Here is a 16,175-nt window from a genome sequence, read left to right as displayed (position 1 = left end):
CGCCCCCGTGGGCGACGACAACGACGAGAGCACGCAGCGACCGGCCCCGGGGCCGGTCGCTGCTGTCGTCGTCGAGACGCCCCTCGCCCACCTCGACCGCGTCTTCGAGTACGCCGTCCCCGACGAGCTCGACGCCGACGCGGTGCCGGGGGCGCGGGTCCGCGTGCGCTTCTCGGGCCGTGAGCTCGACGGCTTCGTGGTCGAGCGCCGAGAGCAGCCCCAGCACGACGGCCGGCTGACGCCGCTGCGCCGCGTCGTCAGTGCCGAGCCGGTGCTGACACCCGAGGTCCTCGCCCTGTGCCGCGCCGTCGCCGACCGGTATGCCGGCACGCTCAGCGACGTGCTGCGCCTGGCCGTCCCGAAGCGCCACGCCACGGCCGAGCGCAACCTCGCCCTGGAGGTGCCGGCGTCGGAGGAGCTCCCGCCGCCGGAGCCGGGACCGTGGAACGCCTACCCCGCGGGCCCGGCGTGGCTGCGCCGGGTCGCAGCGGGGGAGGGCCCGGCCGCCGCGTGGGCGGCTCTGCCGGGACGCCGCGGCGACGCGGACTGGCCGGCCGCCCTGGCCGTCGCGGCCGCCACGGCGCTGTCCGCCGGCCGCGGCGCCCTCGTCGTCGTGCCCGACCATCGCGACGTCGACGGGCTCGACGAGGCACTGACCGCCGTGCTCGGCAAGGGCCGGCACGTGCGGCTCACGGCCGACCAGGGTCCCCAGGCGAGATACACCGCGTGGCTCAAGGTGCTGCGGGGGCACGTCAAGGTCGTCATCGGCACGCGCGCGGCTGCCTTCGCGCCGGTGCACGACCTCGGACTCGTCGCATGGTGGGACGACGGCGACGACCTGCTCGCCGAGCCCCGTGCCCCCTACCACCACGTCGGGGTCGTCCTCGGCCTGAGAGCCGCCGCCACCGGGGCCGCCCTGCTCGCGGGTGGCTTCGGACGCAGCCTGCGGGTGCAGGTCGAGGTCGAGGCCGGGGCGCTCGTGCCGGTCGAGGCGGAGCCGGCCCTGCTGCGGGCGGCGGCCCCTCGGGTCACCATCGCCGGCGAGGGTCTCGACGAGGAGCGCGACGGCCCGGCGGCCCGGGCGCACATCCCGTCGCGGGCCTGGCGCGTGGCCAAGGACGCCCTCGTCGACGGTCCGGTGCTCGTGCAGGTGCCGCGTCGCGGCTACCTGCCGTCGCTCAGCTGCGCCGAGTGTCGCGCGCCGGTGCGGTGCGCGCGCTGTCAGGGGCCGGTGGCCCTCGGAGCCGCGGGGACCGCTCCCGCCTGCCGGTGGTGCGGACTCGTGCTCGCCGGCCAGGGCTTCGAGTGCGAGCACTGCGGCTCCCGTCGCCTGCGCTCGTCGATCACCGGCGCCCGTCGCACCGCCGAGGAGATCGGCCGCGCCTTCCCCGGCTTCCCGGTCCACACCTCTGGTTCGGGTGAGGTGCTGGCCACCGTCGGACGCGAGCCGTCCCTCGTCATCGCCACCCCCGGCGCCGAGCCGGTCGCCGAGGGTGGCTACACCGCGGTGCTGCTGCTCGACGCGTGGGCCAGCCTCGACCTGCCCACGCTGGACGCCCCGCTCGAGGCCCTCCGACGCTGGTTGGCTGCCGCGGCCCTCGCCCGGGAGGGTCGTGCCGTGGTGCTGAGCGGTGCCCCGGAGGCGGTGGCGCTGCCCGCGGTCGAGGCGCTCGTGCGGTGGGACCCGGCGTGGCTCGCCGCGCGAGAGCTGTCCGAACGGCGCGAGCTCGGCCTGCCGCCGGCCGTGCGGGTGGCGCAGCTGACAGGTGGTCGGCGCGCCCTCGAGGAGGCCCTCGAGCAGGCTGACCTCCCGGCAGCCGCCCAGGTGCTGGGGCCCGTCCGGCTCTCTGCCGGTGGGGGTCCGCCTCGTCGTCCGCCTGCCGACGGCGAGCCCGAGCGCTCCGTTGCCGACCACCACGTCCTCGTCCGCGTCCCGGCGTCGGGGACCGAGTCGCTGACGCGGGCCCTGCTGGCGCTCAAGGCGTTCCGGTCGGCGCGCAAGGAGCCCGAGGTCGTGGCGGTGCGGGTCGACCCGCTCGACATGTTCTGAGCGCCTCGGCCTGCATCGGTGCTCGCGTGGCAGAGTGACCGCATGCCCGATCGCGAGCTCGACATCGTCCTGTACGGCGCCACCGGCTTCGTCGGGGCCCTCACCGCTGCCCACCTCGCCCGTCACGCCGGCACCGGCGTGCGGATCGCCCTCGCCGGCCGCTCACGGCCCAAGCTCGAGGCGCTGCGTGCCGAGCTCGGCGCGGCGGCGTCGTCGTGGGAGCTCGTCGCGGTCGACGCGACCGACGCACCGGGCCTGCGAGCCCTGGCCGCCCGCACCCGTGTCCTCGCCACGACGGTCGGGCCCTACGCCACCCACGGCAAGGACGTCGCGCGGGCCTGCGCCGAGTCGGGCACGCACTACGCCGACCTGACCGGTGAGCTGCTCTTCGTCCGGTGGTCCCTCGACGAGCTCGACGCCGCAGCGCGGGAGACTGGCGCGGCCATCGTCCACGCGTGCGGCTTCGACTCCATCCCCTCCGACCTCGGTGTCCTCGTCACGGCGCAGCAGGTCGCCGCCGACGGTGAGGGCACGCTCGCCGAGACGACCCTGCTCGTCCGGTCGCTCAAGGGCGGCTTCTCCGGGGGCACCGTCGACTCCGCGCGGCAGCAGGCGATCACGGCCCGCGCCGACGCGGACGCACGCCGGGTGCTCGGCGACACCTACGCCCTGAGCCCGCGCCGCGGTGAGGAGCCCAGCTCCGGGAGGAAGCGGCCGACGGGGGTGCTGGACCGCCTGCGCCGGCTCGTGCCGGTCGACCGCGACGCCGAGACGGGGCGCTGGTCCGGACCGTTCGTCATGGCGGCGTTCAACACCCGCATCGTGCGCCTGTCCAACACGCTGACCGACTGGTCCTACGGGCGGGACCTGAGCTACCGCGAGGCGACGGACTTCGGCTCCGGACCGATGTCGCCGGTCCTCGCCGGTGGGATGGCCGTCGGCCTCGGCGGCGTCCTCGCCGGCATGGCCTTCCGGCCCACCCGGGCCGTCATCGACCGCTTCCTGCCCCAGCCCGGTGAGGGCCCCAGCGTCGAGACGCAGGCCGCCGGACGCTTCCGGCTCGAGATCCGCACGACGACCACGACGGGCGCGCGCTACCGCACCAAGGTCGGGGCCGACTACGACCCCGGCTACGGCGGCACGGCCGTCATGCTCGGCGAGACGGTGCTCGCCCTCGCCCTCGCCGAGGGCCTGCCGCGACGCGCCGGGGTCTGTACGCCCGCCACCGCGCTCGGTGAGGTGCTCGTCGAGCGGCTCCGTGCCCAAGGCTTCACCTTCGACGTCGAGCGCACCACCGCCTGACCGCTCATCGGCCCGGCCGCCCGCACCCCCGCACCCAACCTCGCCCCGCTTCATCCCTCGACCTCCAAAGGAGTGCTTGACGGTCAAGTCGGCCGGGCGGCATACTCCCAAACATGTCTTTGGAGGAAGGGCGGATCAGCGAGCTCCGCGCCACGGCCCACCCGCTGCGGCTGCAGATGCTCTCGCTGCTGACCGGCGCGGAGCTGAGCGCCGCCGAGGTCGCGCGCGAGCTCGACATCACCCAGGCCAACGCGAGCTACCACCTGCGCCTGCTCCACGCGGCGGGCCTGCTCGAGGTGGCCGCTGAGGAGACGGTGCGCGGCGGCAAGGCCAAGAAGTACCGGCACGTCTGGGACGCCGAGCGGCCGAAGGGTGGCGGCACATCGAGCGACGACGAGAGCCTGGCCTACGCACGCGTGCTCGCCGACGCCATCCCACGCCGCTACGCCGAGCGCGAGCGGCAGCCGGGGCGGGCGAGGGGCCAGTTCACCGACGCGGAGCTGTGGGTCGAGCCGGAGGTGTGGGAGCGGGTGTTCGACCTGCTCGCCGAGGCGAGCGGGCTGCTGCACGCGAGCGCCCGCCCGCCGCGGACCGAGGGGACCGTCCGGGCGAACCTGTCGGTCGCGGCGTTCCGGATGGCCGACCCGAAGGGCGGCACCCGATGAGGGCCAAGGACTCGCTCGGGGCGCTGTCGGACCGCCGCTTCGCGTGGTACTTCACCGCTCGCACCGTCTCGACCGCCGGGTCCGTGATGGTCCCGGTCGCGCTCGCCTTCGCGGTGCTGCACATCGACCAGTCCGCAGGCGCGCTCGCCCAGGTGCTCGGCGTGCGCACCCTGACGATGGTCGTCTTCCTGCTCGTCGGAGGCGTCGTCGCCGACCGCTTCTCGCGGATCGTCGTGCTCCAGGTCTCGCACCTGCTGACGTGCCTCACACAAGCGCTCGCCGCGTACCTCATCATCAGCGGCGACGCCACGCTGACCCAGCTGACCGTCATCGAGGGCGTCAACGGCGCCGTCTCGGCCTTCACGCTGCCGGCCATCATGGGAGTCGTCCCGCTCGTCGTCGACCGGTCGCGCCTGCAGCAGGCCAACGCGCTGCTGTCGTTCAGCCGGAGCGGCCTCTCGGTCGTCGGGCCGGCCGTCGCGGGCCTCCTCGTGGTGAGCGTCGGGCCCGGCTGGGCGCTCGCCGTCGACGCGCTGACGTATGCCGTCGCGGCCGTGTGCCTGACCCGCGTCGGTCTGGCGCGCCGTTCCGCGGAGCCGCGCGCCCCACGGACCTCGATGGTCCGCGAGCTGCGTGAGGGCTGGGGAGAGTTCACCCGGCGCGAGTGGCTGTGGGTCATCGTGCTGGCCTTCGGGCTCACCAACGCCATCCACTCGGGTGTCATAGGAGTGCTGGGGCCGCTCGTCGCGAAGTCCACCGCATCGATCGGCGAGGCCGGGTGGGGGCTCGTGCTGAGCGCCGAGGCCGTCGGCACCGTGCTCATGACGCTCGTCATGCTCAGGCTGCGGCTGCGACACCCGCTGCGGGTGGGGATGCTCGCCATCTGCGTGCTGGCGGTCCCCATGGTGCTGCTCGGTGTCGCCCCGGCGGTGGTGCCCGTCGCCGTGGGCTTCTTCCTCGCCGGAGCCGCCGTCGAGGTCTTCGGCGTCGGCTGGAGCACGGCGCTGCACGAGCACATCCCGGTCTCGGTGCTCTCGCGGGTCTCGAGCTACGACGCGCTGGGCTCGTTCGTGGCCATCCCCGTCGGGACCTTCATCTACGGGTGGCTCGCCACGACCGTGGACGTCGAGACGCTGATGCTCGTCAGCGCCGGCGTCTACGTCGCCATCTCGCTCACGGCCCTGCTGTCGCGCTCGGTGCGCGAGCTCGGACGCAGCAGCGAGGACCCCGTGAGCACCGGCGCGGCGGCCGACGCGACGTCGCGGTCCTAGACTGGCGGCGCCCCACCGCCTTCCACCCACCCCTGGAGACCTGTGTCGATCAAGGACATCCGACTCTTCGGTGACCCGGTCCTGCGGACCGAGGCCGCCGAGGTCACCGACTTCGACAAGCAGCTGCGCGTCCTCGTCAAGGACCTCGAGGACACCATGCTCGACGCACCCGGTGCGGGGCTGGCCGCCCCGCAGATCGGGGTCGGCCTGCGGGTCTTCACCTACTGGGTCGACGGGGTGCTCGGACACCTCGTCAACCCCGTCCTCGACCTGTCGGACGACGAGCAGGACGGCCCGGAGGGCTGCCTGTCGATCCCGGGGCTCGCGTTCGACACGAAGCGGGCGCTGTCGGTCGTCGCCAAGGGGCAGAACATGTGGGGAGAGCCCGTGGTGCTCGAGGGCACCCAGCTGCTCGCCCGGTGCGTCCAGCACGAGACCGACCACCTCGACGGCGTCCTCTTCGTCGACCGGCTCGACCCGGAGGCGCGTCGCGAGGCGATGCGCGCCATCCGCGAGGCCGAGTGGTTCGCCGACAACCCGCCCGAGGTGCGCATCAGCCCGCACTCCACCTTCGGCCGGGCGATGTGACATGAGAGTCGTCTTCGCAGGCACCCCCGAGGCGGCGGTGCCCAGCCTCGACGCGATCGCCGCGTCCGGTCACGAGCTCGTCGGGGTCGTGACCCGTCCCGACGCCCCCGCCGGTCGGGGCCGTCGGCTCGAGGCCTCACCCGTGCGGCGCCGGGCCGAGGAGCTGGGCCTGCCCGTCCTGACCCCCGCCCGCGTCAGGGACACCGACTTCCTCGACGCGCTGCGCGCCCTGGCGCCCGACGCGTGCCCCGTCGTGGCCTACGGCAACCTCATCCCCGAGTCCGCGCTGACGATCCCGCGTCTCGGCTGGGTCAACCTGCACTTCTCGCTGCTGCCGGCGTGGCGCGGTGCGGCTCCGGTGCAGCACGCGATCATGGCGGGCGACGAGATGACCGGCGCCTCGACCTTCGTCATCGAGCGCGGCCTGGACACCGGTCCCGTCCTCGGCGTCATGACCGAGACGATCCGTCCGACCGACACGGCGGGCGACCTGCTGGAGCGCCTCGCCACCGCCGGGGCGGGGCTGCTCGTCGCCACCCTCGACGGGCTCGAGTCCGGCGACCTCGTGGCGGTGCCCCAACCGGCCGAGGGGGTCTCCCTCGCGCCGAAGATCGAGGTCGACGACGCGCGGATCACCTGGTCGCGGCCGGCGACCGCCGTCGACCGCCTGGTGCGCGGCTGCACCCCGGCGCCCGGCGCCTGGACGACGTTCCGCGGTGAGCGGCTCAAGGTCTCGCCCGTGACGATCGCGTCGACCGGTGACCTGCCGCTCGAGGCGCCGCCCGCCGCCGGCGACCTGGTCGTCACGAAGAAGGCCGTCTTCGTCGGGACGGGCACGGCTCCGGTCCGTCTCGGCACGGTCCAGCCGCACGGCAAGAAGCCGATGCCGGCAGCCGACTGGGCACGCGGCACACGTATCGAGGCGGGGGAGCGGGTCGGCGATGAGTGACGAGCGACACGGGGGCGGCCCCGCAGAGCGCCCGACGGGCGACGGGCGTCGGGGCGAGCGCCAGCGGCCGCCCGCGCGCGAGCGCTCGGCGCGCCACCGCTCCGAGCAGCGCCCGTCCGAGCGCGCCCGGCGCACCGACCCGACGAGGCTCGCCGCCTACACCGCGATGCGCGAGATCGCCGACGGCGCCTATGCCAACCTCGCGCTGCCGAAGCTCTTGCGCGACAAGCGGATCAGCGGCCGTGACGCGGGCTTCGCCACCGAGCTCGTCTACGGCGCGACGCGACTCTCCGGCCTCTACGACGCGATCATCGCCTCGGCTGCGGGCCGGCCCGTCGACAAGATCGACGCCAACGTGCTCGACACCCTGCGCCTGGGTGCCCACCAGGTCCTCGGCATGCGCGTGCCCACCCATGCTGCGGTCGACGAGACCGTCGCCCTGGCCCGCCAGGTCAACGGTGCCGGGGCCGCCGGCTTCGTCAACGCCGTGATGCGACGCATCAGCGAGCGCGAGCCCGACGCCTGGACCGAGCTCGTCACCGAAGGAGTCAGCGACCCCGTCGAGCGCCTGGCCCTGCGCACCTCGCACCCGGTCTGGATCGCCAAGGCGCTGCGAGCAGCGCTCATCGGCCACGGCACGGCCGGCCCGGCCGATGTCGAGGACGCCTTGACGGCGCTGCTCGAGAGCGACAACGCCCCGGCCAAGGTCTCGCTCGTCGCGCGGCCCGGCCTCGCCTCGGTGGACGAGCTCGAAGACGCGGGCGCCGACCGCTCCGGGCTCAGCCCGGTCGGGGCGACGCTCCCCGAGGGTGACCCGGGCGCCATCGAAGCGGTCCGCGACGGTCGTGCCGCCGTGCAGGACGAGGGCTCGCAGCTGCTCGTCCTCGCGCTCGCGGCTGCCGAGACCGTCGGCGAGGCTGCCCGCCACGAGCGCTGGCTCGACCTCTGCGCCGGTCCCGGCGGCAAGGCCGGGCTGCTCGCAGCGCTTGCCATCCAGCGACGGATCCCGTTCGTGGCCAACGAGATCAGCGAGCACCGTGCCGACCTGGTGTGGCAGACGCTGGCCGCGGCCCGCGCCGAGGCCCGGGAGCTCGACACGAGCCTCAAGGTCCGCCACGGCGACGGGCGTGACCTCGGCGAGCTCGAGCCCGGTGGATTCAGCCGCGTGCTCATCGACGCGCCCTGCACCGGGCTGGGCGCGCTCCGTCGCCGTCCGGAGGCGCGGTGGCGCCGCGGGCCCGACGACGTCGCGGCCCTCGCCGGCCTCCAGCGCGAGCTGCTCACCTCCGGCATCGACGCGACGGCGGCCGGGGGTCTCGTCGGCTACGCGACCTGCAGCCCCCACCTCAACGAGACCCGCTTCGTCGTCTCCGACATCCTCAAGCGCCGCGCCGACGTCGAGCTCGTCGACGCCCGGCCCTACTTCGTCGACGCCTCCGGCCGCGAGCCCCCCGGGCTGGGCGAGGGTCCCTACGTCCAGCTCTGGCCCCACGTCCACGGCACCGACGCGATGTTCTTCGCCCTGCTGCGCAAGCTGTAGGGCACGAGGGCGCCAACGCCGGTCGTGCGCCGGCGTGAAAACCGTTCGCGCACGGACGGACCCGTGGGCAGGGTGGGGGCGTGACGGCATACGCGACCGGTGACCTCCAGCCCAGCCCCTTCGACGAGCGCGTCGCCCCGACGTACGACGCCGGCTCGGCCCACATGTTCGGGCCCGACGCGCTCGGGCCCACCGTGGACGTGCTCGAGGAGCTCGCGGGCGACGGCCCGGCGCTCGAGCTCGCCATCGGCACCGGCAGGGTGGCGCTCCCGCTCGCCGACCGCGGCGTCGAGGTGCACGGCATCGACTTCTCGGAGGCGATGGTCGCCGAGCTGCGACGCAAGCCCGGAGGCGACCGGCTGCCGGTGACCATCGGGGACATGGCGACGACGAGGGTCGGCAGCGGGTACGCACTGGCCTATCTCGTCTACAACACCATCACCAACCTGCTGAGCCAGGACGAGCAGGTGCAGTGCTTCCGCACCGTCGCCGAACAGCTCGCTCCCGGTGGGTCGTTCGCCATCGAGGTGTTCGTGCCGCAGCTTCGGCGAATGCCGCCCGGACAGACCGCGGTGCCCTTCCACGTCGGCAGCCGTCACGTCGGCTTCGACACCGTCGACGTCGTGACCCAGCTGTCGGTGTCGCACCACTACACGCAGGCGGGGGAGGACGCCGACGGTCGCCGTGTCGCGAGGTATGCCGCGTCGGCGCACCGCTACGTGTGGCCGTCGGAGCTCGACCTCATGGCCCGCATCGCCGGGCTGCGACTGCGCGACCGGTGGGCCGGCTGGGACCGCTCGCCCTTCACCGCCGAGTCCGAGTCGCACGTGTCGGTCTGGACGAAGGTCGCCGACTGACGGCGCCGGCCCGGCCCTAGGCTGTCCGCGTGCAGATCTCACCGAGCATCCTGTCCGCCGACTTCGCCAACCTCGAGGCGGAGCTGGGGCGCATTTCCGGCGCCGACTGGGCGCACGTCGACGTCATGGACGCCCACTTCGTGCCCAACCTCACGCTCGGGCTGCCCGTCGTCGAGGCGCTGCTCAAGGTGAGCCCCATCCCGATCGACGCGCACCTCATGATCGAGGACCCCGACCGGTGGGCCCCGTCCTACGCCGAGGCTGGGTGCCAGTCGGTGACCTTCCACATCGAGGCCGCGCGCGACCCCCGAGCGCTGGCTCGGGCGCTCCGCAGCGCCGGGGCACGCGCCTCTATGGCGCTCAAGCCGGGGACGGCGTTCGCGCCCTACGAGGACCTGCTGCCCGACCTCGACATGGTGCTCGTCATGACCGTCGAGCCGGGCTTCGGTGGGCAGTCCTTCATGGCCGACCAGATGCCGAAGGTGCGCGAGGTGCGCGAGGCCGTGCGCCGTCACGGCGGCGAGATCTGGATCCAGGTCGACGGCGGCGTCAGCGCCGACACGATCGAGCAGTGCGCCGAGGCCGGGGCCGACGTGTTCGTCGCCGGGTCGGCGGTCTACGGGGCCGAGGACGCCGCGGCCGCCGTGGACGAGCTGCGGGCGCTCGCCGCCGGCCACCAGCACTGACGCGCGGGTCGGCGGCGCGAAAACCCTTGGGCCGCCGACCTGGGCCCGGGGTTCAATGACCGCATGTCCGTCACCCTCGAGGCCGTCACCGTCGACACCCTGGACGAGGTCGCCGAGGCGGTGGCCTCGTGGCAACGGCCCGGCGCCCCGGTCCAGCTGCACCCCGGTGACCTCGGGTGGAACTGGAAGGTCGGCCCGAGCCGGCTGGCCGAGGACCTGCGGGTGTGGCGCCGTGACGGGCAGGTCGTCGCAGTGGGCCTTCTGGACAGTCCCACCCTCGTCCGCCTGGGTGTCTCGCCGAGCGTCGACGAGGACGAGCCCTTCGCCTCGCGCCTGCTGGCGGACCTGTCCGACCCGGCCCGAGGGGTGCTCCCCCCGGGCGAGGCGTTTGTGGAAGCGCGCGCCGGCGTCGCCCTGCGAGCGGCGCTGGTCGCGGCCGGCTGGGTCGCGGACGAGTCGTGGACGCCGCTGAGTCGCGACCTCACCGACCCGGTGGAGGACAGCGGGCTCCGCGTCGAGGTCGTCGGTCCGTCCGACGCGGCCCACGCGACCGAGGTGACCGGCGGGCCTTCCGGGAGTCCGTCGGACCCGGTGTCGGTCCGGGTCGAGGTGCACCGCGCGTCGTTCGAGCGTTCGACGTTCACCCGGGCCGCGTGGCAGGTGATGGCCGCCGGATCCCCGTACCGCCGAGCCCGCTGCCTCGTCGGCTACGACGGCAACGGCGCGCCGGTGGCCGCCGTGACCGTGTGGTCGGCCGGCTTGGGCCGACCCGGCCTGCTCGAACCCCTCGGGGTGCACCGTGACCACCGGGGGCAGGGGCACGGAAGGGCCATCTCGGTCGCCGCCGCAGCAGCCCTGAGGGAGATGGGCGCCTCCGCCGCGATCGTCTGCACACCGAGCAGCAACGTCGGCGGCGTGGCGACGTACGCGTCCGCGGGCTTCCTCGAGCTGCCCGCCGTCACCGACTTCCGCCGGCCGGCCTGAGGCAGGGAAGGAATCCGCGATGACGGGTCGAGCGCGAGCCGGCACGACGAGACCGACGCTGTTCCTGATGGTGGGCCTGCCGTGCACCGGGAAGACCACCACGGCCCGGCGTCTCGAGACCGAGCGCCGGGCGCTTCGCCTGACGAAGGACGAGTGGATGAAAGCCCTCTACGGACAGGACAACCCGTCGTCGGCATCGGACGTCATCGAGGGACGGCTCATCGAGATCGGGCTGCGGGCGCTCGAGCTCGGCACCGACGTCGTGATCGACTTCGGCCTCTGGGGGCGCGACGAGCGGTCGGCGCTGCGCCAGGCGGCCGCCGACCTCGGGGCGAGGGTGGAGCTGCACTACGTCGAGCTCACCACGGCCGAGCAGCGCCGCAGACGCGATCGGCGCCAGGCCGACGCCCCGCACACGACCTGGCCCATGTCGGACGAGCAGCTCGCCCAGTGGGCGGCCCACATCGAGGTCCCCACACCGGGGGAGCTCGACGGCAGCGAACCCGTCGACGACCCGCCCACCGGGCACGCGACGTGGGAGGACTGGCGTCGCCGCCGGTGGCCGCCATCGGTCGGGTGAACGCGTCGTCCCGGTCGCGCCGAGGTGCCTCGACCGGCTCTGCCGCCTGCCGGCGCTCCCCGGCGACCACGGGAGCGAAGGACGGGCGGGAACGCAGCACACGGCATACTCTCGTCGACAGCGCCCAGGTGCTGCCGACCCGTCGGGCGCACCCGGCGACACGGACGCGACGACCGCGGCTCCGATGGCCACGCGAGGCGCCCGGGCGGGGTAGATTGCCGCGGACCGACAGGGAGGTTCGGAGACTGTGAGCGACCAGCAGGGGTGGACCGCTCCGGGGGCGTCGACGCCACCGGACGACGCGAGCCGCGACGCACTGAGTGACGTCGCCATGGGGACGACGAGCGACCCGGACCCGACCGCCGACGCAGGCTGGGGGCCGCCGGTCGCCCCGACACACGGCGCCGTCCCGACCTCGGACGCGCCGCCCCCACCACCTCCCGGTCCCGCCCACGCGTCGGCGCCCGGAACCGGCTACCCGGTGCCGACCGGCGCCCAGGCCACGCCCGCCCCCGGTCAGCCCGTCGGCACGCCGCCGCCCGGGTGGACGCCGCCGCAGCTGGCCCCGAAGCCCGGCATCATCCCGCTCCGGCCGCTGACCCTCGGGGAGATCTGGAGCGGGGTCATGACGGCCGTCCGGGGCAACCCGGCCGCCACCATCGGCCTCGCGCTCGTCACGACCGCCGTGGTCCTCGTCCCGCTGACCCTCATCGGACTCTGGATCGCCTCGAGCCTCTCGAGTGCCGCCGGCTCGGACCCGATGTTCGACCCCGCGGGGGACGCGTACGCCGGCGGCTCCGGACTCGGGTCGACCTTCCTCACCGGGGAGGTCGCCTCGTTCGCCCCCGCGCTCGCGACGTACGTCACGGCGCTGCTGCTGCCCCTCTTCATGGCCGTCGTCATCGGCCAGGGCGTCCAGGGCCGGCGCATCGGCCTCGGCGAGACCGCACGGGCTGCGCGCGCGCGGATCCTGCCCGCCCTCGGCGTCGTGCTGCTGGCCGGCCTCGCCGCCTTCGTGTTCCTCGCCGTCCTCATCGGTGTCGTCGTCGCCGCGTGGTCCGCGACCGGCACCGGCGACGGCGGTGGTGCCGGCCTCGTCACCTTCGTCGCGGTCGTCGTGGGCGTCGTCGGCTTCATCCTCTTCAGCGTGCGGTGGGCCTTCGCCGTCACGATCGTCGTGCTCGAGGGGGTGCGCCCGGTCCGGGCGCTGCGCCGCTCCTGGCAGCTGACGCGCAAGCGGGGCTTCTGGCGCATCTTCGGCATCCGCCTGCTCACCGTCGTCGTGACCGCCGTCGCCGGCTCGGTCGTCACGGCGCCCGTCGGCTTCCTCGTCGGCTACCTCGCCAGCGACTCCCTGACGAGCGCCGCGTGGATCTTCGTCCTGCTCCAGGCCGGCACCGTCCTCGTCCAGAGCGTCCTGACGACGCCCTTCAGCTCGGGAGTGGACTCGCTGCTCTACGTCGACCAGCGGATCCGCTACGAGGGGCTCGACATGGCCCTGCTCCAGCAGGTGCAGCAGGGCCACGACGCCCAGGTGGCGTGATCGACGCGGTGCTGCCTCCCGCGAGCCCGCCGCTCGACCCCGGCGTCGAGCAGGCCCGCTCCTGGCTCGCTCACGAGCTCGCGTCGGCGGCCTACGTCGACGACCGCAGCCTGTACCAGCGCATCGTCGACTGGCTCCAGGAGCGGCTGTCCGGCTCCGGGCCCCTGCTCGACACGCCCGGGTGGGCTCTCCCCGTCGTGCTGGTCGTGCTCGCTCTCGTGGTCGTCGCCATCCTGCTCGTCGTGGTGCGCCGCACACCCACGGTGACGCGCACTGCGCAGGCGGGAGGCGTCCTCGACGACCCGCACCTGACCGCGGACGGCTACCGGGCCCGCGCGCTGGCCGCTCTCGACCGAGGCGACGCCACCGCGGCGACCGCCGACGCCTTCCGTGCGGTCGCTGCGGCGTCCGCCGAGCGCACGCTGCTCGACGACGTGCCCGGTCGCACGGCACACGAGATCGGCGCGGCGCTCGCCGTCGTGTTCCCGCCAGCATCACGTGAGGTGCGGGGCGCGGCGGACCTCTTCGACCGGGTCGTCTACGGCCGAGCGCCGGTCGGGCCCGACGACGCCCGCTCCGTGCTGGACCTCGACTCCCGGCTGCGCTCGACACGTCCGGTGCTCCCGGGAACCGGGACCGGCAACGAGTCCGGCAACGAGTCCGGCAGCGACCCTGATCGGCTGAGCCAGCACGCGACCGGCGTCGGCGCCAGCACCGGGGGAGGGCCGTGAGCGCCGCGACCCGCGACCCGGCGGCGGCACCAGTCGAGCCGACGCCAGGTCTCGCCGCCTGGATCACGACCGTCCCACCCCGGTCTCCGCGCAGCCGGCGACGCACTGTGGTCCGGGTCGTCGTCCTCGTGCTGGCCGTGGCCCTTGCGGTCGGCCTCCTCACGCTGTTCGTCGCCGGTCCGCGGTCGGTCGGGCCGCCGCTCGACCCCGAGGACACCGGCCGCAACGGAGCCCGCGCCCTGGCCGAGGTCCTGCGACAGCAGGGCGTCGACGTGTCGGTGGTGCGCAGCGTCGACGACGTCGAGCGCACCCTCGACCGCTCCGGCCCGCGCGACGGGTGGACGGTGGTGATGGCCCGCTCCGCCTACCTCGGCACCGGCGCCGCCGAACGGCTGACGCGGGCGGTCGAGCAGACGCGCCGGCTCGTCCTGGTCGAGCCCGACGACATCGAGCTGCAGGACCTCCGGCTCCCGCTCACGGTCACCGGAGGGGGAGACACGGCTCTGGCGGCCGACTGCACCTCGGGCATCGCGCGCCCGACCGACCGGCTGTCCGGCACGTGGAGCAGCTACGGCTCGCTCGACGACCCGACGCTGTCACCCCCGGCCGTCGACGCGACGTTCTGCTTCCCGCCCGAGGCGACCGCAGGGACCGCCGGGAGAGCGGGGACCGGTGAGGGGAGTTCCGGGCCGTCCGGCGCCGTGGTCGTGCTGCCCCCGCAGGACGACGCGCCCGAGACCGTCGTCCTCGGTTCGGCACGAGCCCTGAGCAACGGCAAGGTGCTCGACGACGCCCACGCCGCTCTGGCCCTGCGCGCCCTGGGGCCCACCGAGCACCTGCTCTGGTACGTGCCGGGCATCTCGGACCTCGATGCGACCGACCCGTCGGGCGAGCACGTCGCGGACCCGGGGCGGGGCGTCCCCGAGTGGCTCGGGCCGACCGGCTGGCTGCTCGCTGCCGCCGTCATCGCCTTCGCCCTCGCCCGCGGACGACGGCTCGGGCGCCTCGTCGTCGAGCCGCTGCCCGTCGTCGTCCGGGCCAGCGAGACCACCGAGGCCCGAGGACGGCTCTACCACCGTGCCGCGGACCGGCCGTTCGCGGCACGCGTCCTGCGTGGCGGCAGCCGGTCCCGACTCGCGGACCGCCTGGGACTGCCACGCTCGACTCCCGTCGCCCCCCTCGTCGATGCCGTGGCCCGGGCGTCCGGGGTTGCCCGTTCCGACGTCGAGCAGCTGCTCGACGGACCCGACCCGACCACCGACCGCGACCTGCTCCTGCTCTCGCAGGGGCTGGCCGACCTCGAGGAGAGCGTGCGCACCGCATGAGCCAGACGCCCGAACCCCAGACCAGGGAGGTCGACGCCACCGTGCCGTCCCCGTCCGACAGCGTCACCGACCCCGTCCACGACCCCATCCCGGACCCGTCGCGAGACACCGTGCCGTATGCCGCCCGCGACGCGAGCACCGACGCGTCGGACGCCGCACGCCACGCCCTGGGCGCCGTGCGGGCCGAGGTCGCCAAGGCCGTCGTGGGTCAGGACGCCGCCGTGAGCGCCGCCATCGTCGCGCTGCTGGCCCGCGGACACCTGCTGCTCGAAGGCGTCCCCGGTGTCGCCAAGACGCTGCTCGTGCGCTCGCTCGCGGCTGCGCTCGACCTCACCACCAACCGCGTCCAGTTCACGCCCGACCTCATGCCGGGCGACGTCACGGGCTCTCTCGTGCTGGACCCCCGCACCTCCGACTTCACCTTCCGCGAGGGGCCGGTCTTCACCAACCTGCTGCTCGCCGACGAGATCAACCGGACGCCGCCCAAGACCCAGTCGGCAATGCTCGAGGCCATGGAGGAGCGGCAGGTCAGCATCGACGGACGGCCGCGGCCGCTGCCGACACCGTTCCTCGTCGCGGCCACGCAGAACCCCGTCGAGTACGAAGGCACCTACCCCCTGCCCGAGGCGCAGCTCGACCGCTTCCTGCTCAAGGTGACGCTCCAGCTCCCGCCGCGAGAGGACGAGGTGGCCGTGCTGCGACGGCACGCCTCGGGCTTCGACCCGCGGGACCTGGCGACGGCCGGCATCCGTGCCGTCGCCGGACGGGCAGACCTCGAGGCCGGCGCCGCCGCGGTGCGACGGGTCGAGGTCTCGCCCGAGATCGCGGGCTACATCGTCGACATCGCACGTGCCACCCGCACGTCGCCGTCGATCTCGCTCGGCGTCAGCACGCGCGGCGCCACGGCCCTGCTCGCCACGAGCCGGGCGTGGGCCTGGCTCAACGGCCGCTGGTTCGTCACGCCCGACGACGTCAAGGCGCTCGCGCACGCCACCCTGGCCCACCGCCTCGCGCTGCGTCCCGAGGCCGAGCTCGAGGGCGTCGGCATCAGCGCCGTCCTCGACAGCGCGCTCTCCTCCGTGCCCGTCCCACGGTGACCGGGGC

At 74.6% G+C, this 16,175-nt stretch carries 15 protein-coding genes; all 15 read left to right on the top strand.

Features of this window, described 5'->3' with window-relative positions; all coding sequences use genetic code 11:
• The first annotated feature begins 7 nt into the window (after window positions 1-7).
• The 15 genes from ABD297_RS07325 to ABD297_RS07255 all read left to right on the top strand — a co-directional run bounded on the left by ABD297_RS07325 (window position 8) and on the right by ABD297_RS07255 (window position 16,168).
• A complete protein-coding gene (locus ABD297_RS07325; protein WP_344254183.1) occupies window positions 8-2,050 on the top strand; it encodes a primosomal protein N' family DNA-binding protein in 2,043 nt (680 codons plus the stop codon).
• Window positions 2,051-2,092: 42 nt separating this feature from the next.
• Window positions 2,093-3,352, top strand: coding sequence for a saccharopine dehydrogenase family protein (locus ABD297_RS07320; protein ID WP_344254182.1), 1,260 nt, complete (start codon window positions 2,093-2,095; stop codon window positions 3,350-3,352).
• A 113-nt stretch (window positions 3,353-3,465) separates the two neighbouring features.
• Window positions 3,466-4,017 carry an ArsR/SmtB family transcription factor gene (locus ABD297_RS07315; RefSeq protein WP_344254181.1) on the top strand — a complete coding sequence of 184 codons (552 nt, stop codon included), beginning with the start codon at window positions 3,466-3,468 and terminating at the stop codon, window positions 4,015-4,017.
• Complete coding sequence (locus ABD297_RS07310) at window positions 4,014-5,288, top strand: MFS transporter (protein ID WP_344254180.1); 1,275 nt, start codon at window positions 4,014-4,016, stop codon at window positions 5,286-5,288. Before ABD297_RS07315 ends, ABD297_RS07310 begins: the two co-directional genes overlap by 4 nt.
• Window positions 5,289-5,330: 42 nt before the next feature.
• Window positions 5,331-5,876, top strand: coding sequence for a peptide deformylase (gene def / locus ABD297_RS07305; protein WP_344254179.1), 546 nt, complete (start codon window positions 5,331-5,333; stop codon window positions 5,874-5,876).
• 1 nt (window position 5,877) lies between these two features.
• Complete coding sequence (gene fmt, locus ABD297_RS07300; RefSeq protein WP_344254178.1) at window positions 5,878-6,825, top strand: methionyl-tRNA formyltransferase; 948 nt, start codon at window positions 5,878-5,880, stop codon at window positions 6,823-6,825.
• Window positions 6,818-8,365 (top strand): RsmB/NOP family class I SAM-dependent RNA methyltransferase, encoded by a 1,548-nt coding sequence (locus ABD297_RS07295; protein WP_344254176.1) that lies wholly within the window; start codon window positions 6,818-6,820, stop codon window positions 8,363-8,365. Before fmt ends, ABD297_RS07295 begins: the two co-directional genes overlap by 8 nt.
• An 80-nt stretch (window positions 8,366-8,445) precedes the next feature.
• Window positions 8,446-9,222 (top strand): class I SAM-dependent DNA methyltransferase, encoded by a 777-nt coding sequence (locus tag ABD297_RS07290; protein WP_344254174.1) that lies wholly within the window; start codon window positions 8,446-8,448, stop codon window positions 9,220-9,222.
• Window positions 9,223-9,251: 29 nt separating this feature from the next.
• On the top strand, window positions 9,252-9,908 hold the full coding sequence (gene rpe / locus ABD297_RS07285) for a ribulose-phosphate 3-epimerase (protein ID WP_344254173.1): 657 nt from the start codon (window positions 9,252-9,254) through the stop codon (window positions 9,906-9,908).
• Window positions 9,909-9,971: 63 nt separating this feature from the next.
• On the top strand, window positions 9,972-10,892 hold the full coding sequence (locus ABD297_RS07280; protein ID WP_344254172.1) for a GNAT family N-acetyltransferase: 921 nt from the start codon (window positions 9,972-9,974) through the stop codon (window positions 10,890-10,892).
• A 19-nt stretch (window positions 10,893-10,911) separates the two neighbouring features.
• The gene (locus ABD297_RS07275; protein WP_344254171.1) at window positions 10,912-11,472 is read left to right on the top strand and encodes a P-loop nucleotide/nucleoside kinase family protein; all 561 of its coding nucleotides are present in this window, start codon (window positions 10,912-10,914) and stop codon (window positions 11,470-11,472) included.
• A 247-nt stretch (window positions 11,473-11,719) separates the two neighbouring features.
• A complete protein-coding gene (locus ABD297_RS07270) occupies window positions 11,720-13,015 on the top strand; it encodes a DUF7847 domain-containing protein (RefSeq protein WP_344254170.1) in 1,296 nt (431 codons plus the stop codon).
• Window positions 13,012-13,746: a DUF4129 domain-containing protein gene (locus ABD297_RS07265; protein ID WP_344254169.1), complete on the top strand. Its 735-nt coding sequence runs from the start codon at window positions 13,012-13,014 to the stop codon at window positions 13,744-13,746. Before ABD297_RS07270 ends, ABD297_RS07265 begins: the two co-directional genes overlap by 4 nt.
• Entirely contained in the window at window positions 13,743-15,071 is a 1,329-nt protein-coding gene (locus ABD297_RS07260; RefSeq protein WP_344254168.1) for a DUF4350 domain-containing protein, read from the top strand. The genes ABD297_RS07265 and ABD297_RS07260 overlap by 4 nt, the downstream gene beginning before the upstream one ends.
• Entirely contained in the window at window positions 15,068-16,168 is a 1,101-nt protein-coding gene (locus ABD297_RS07255; RefSeq protein ID WP_344254166.1) for an AAA family ATPase, read from the top strand. The genes ABD297_RS07260 and ABD297_RS07255 overlap by 4 nt, the downstream gene beginning before the upstream one ends.
• Window positions 16,169-16,175 lie beyond the last annotated feature (7 nt).

This window comes from Terrabacter carboxydivorans (genome assembly GCF_039532035.1).
Lineage (GTDB): Bacteria > Actinomycetota > Actinomycetes > Actinomycetales > Dermatophilaceae > Terrabacter > Terrabacter carboxydivorans.
This window is presented reverse-complemented; position numbering and strand designations above follow the sequence as displayed.

Coding starts and splice junctions, on each gene's coding strand:
- ABD297_RS07320 (WP_344254182.1), top strand. CDS start 2,093: ATGCCCGATCGCGAGCTCGACATCGTCCTGTACGGCGCCACCGGCTTC.
- ABD297_RS07315 (WP_344254181.1), top strand. CDS start 3,466: ATGTCTTTGGAGGAAGGGCGGATCAGCGAGCTCCGCGCCACGGCCCAC.
- ABD297_RS07310 (WP_344254180.1), top strand. CDS start 4,014: ATGAGGGCCAAGGACTCGCTCGGGGCGCTGTCGGACCGCCGCTTCGCG.
- fmt (WP_344254178.1), top strand. CDS start 5,878: ATGAGAGTCGTCTTCGCAGGCACCCCCGAGGCGGCGGTGCCCAGCCTC.
- ABD297_RS07295 (WP_344254176.1), top strand. CDS start 6,818: ATGAGTGACGAGCGACACGGGGGCGGCCCCGCAGAGCGCCCGACGGGC.
- ABD297_RS07280 (WP_344254172.1), top strand. CDS start 9,972: ATGTCCGTCACCCTCGAGGCCGTCACCGTCGACACCCTGGACGAGGTC.
- ABD297_RS07275 (WP_344254171.1), top strand. CDS start 10,912: ATGACGGGTCGAGCGCGAGCCGGCACGACGAGACCGACGCTGTTCCTG.
- ABD297_RS07255 (WP_344254166.1), top strand. CDS start 15,068: ATGAGCCAGACGCCCGAACCCCAGACCAGGGAGGTCGACGCCACCGTG.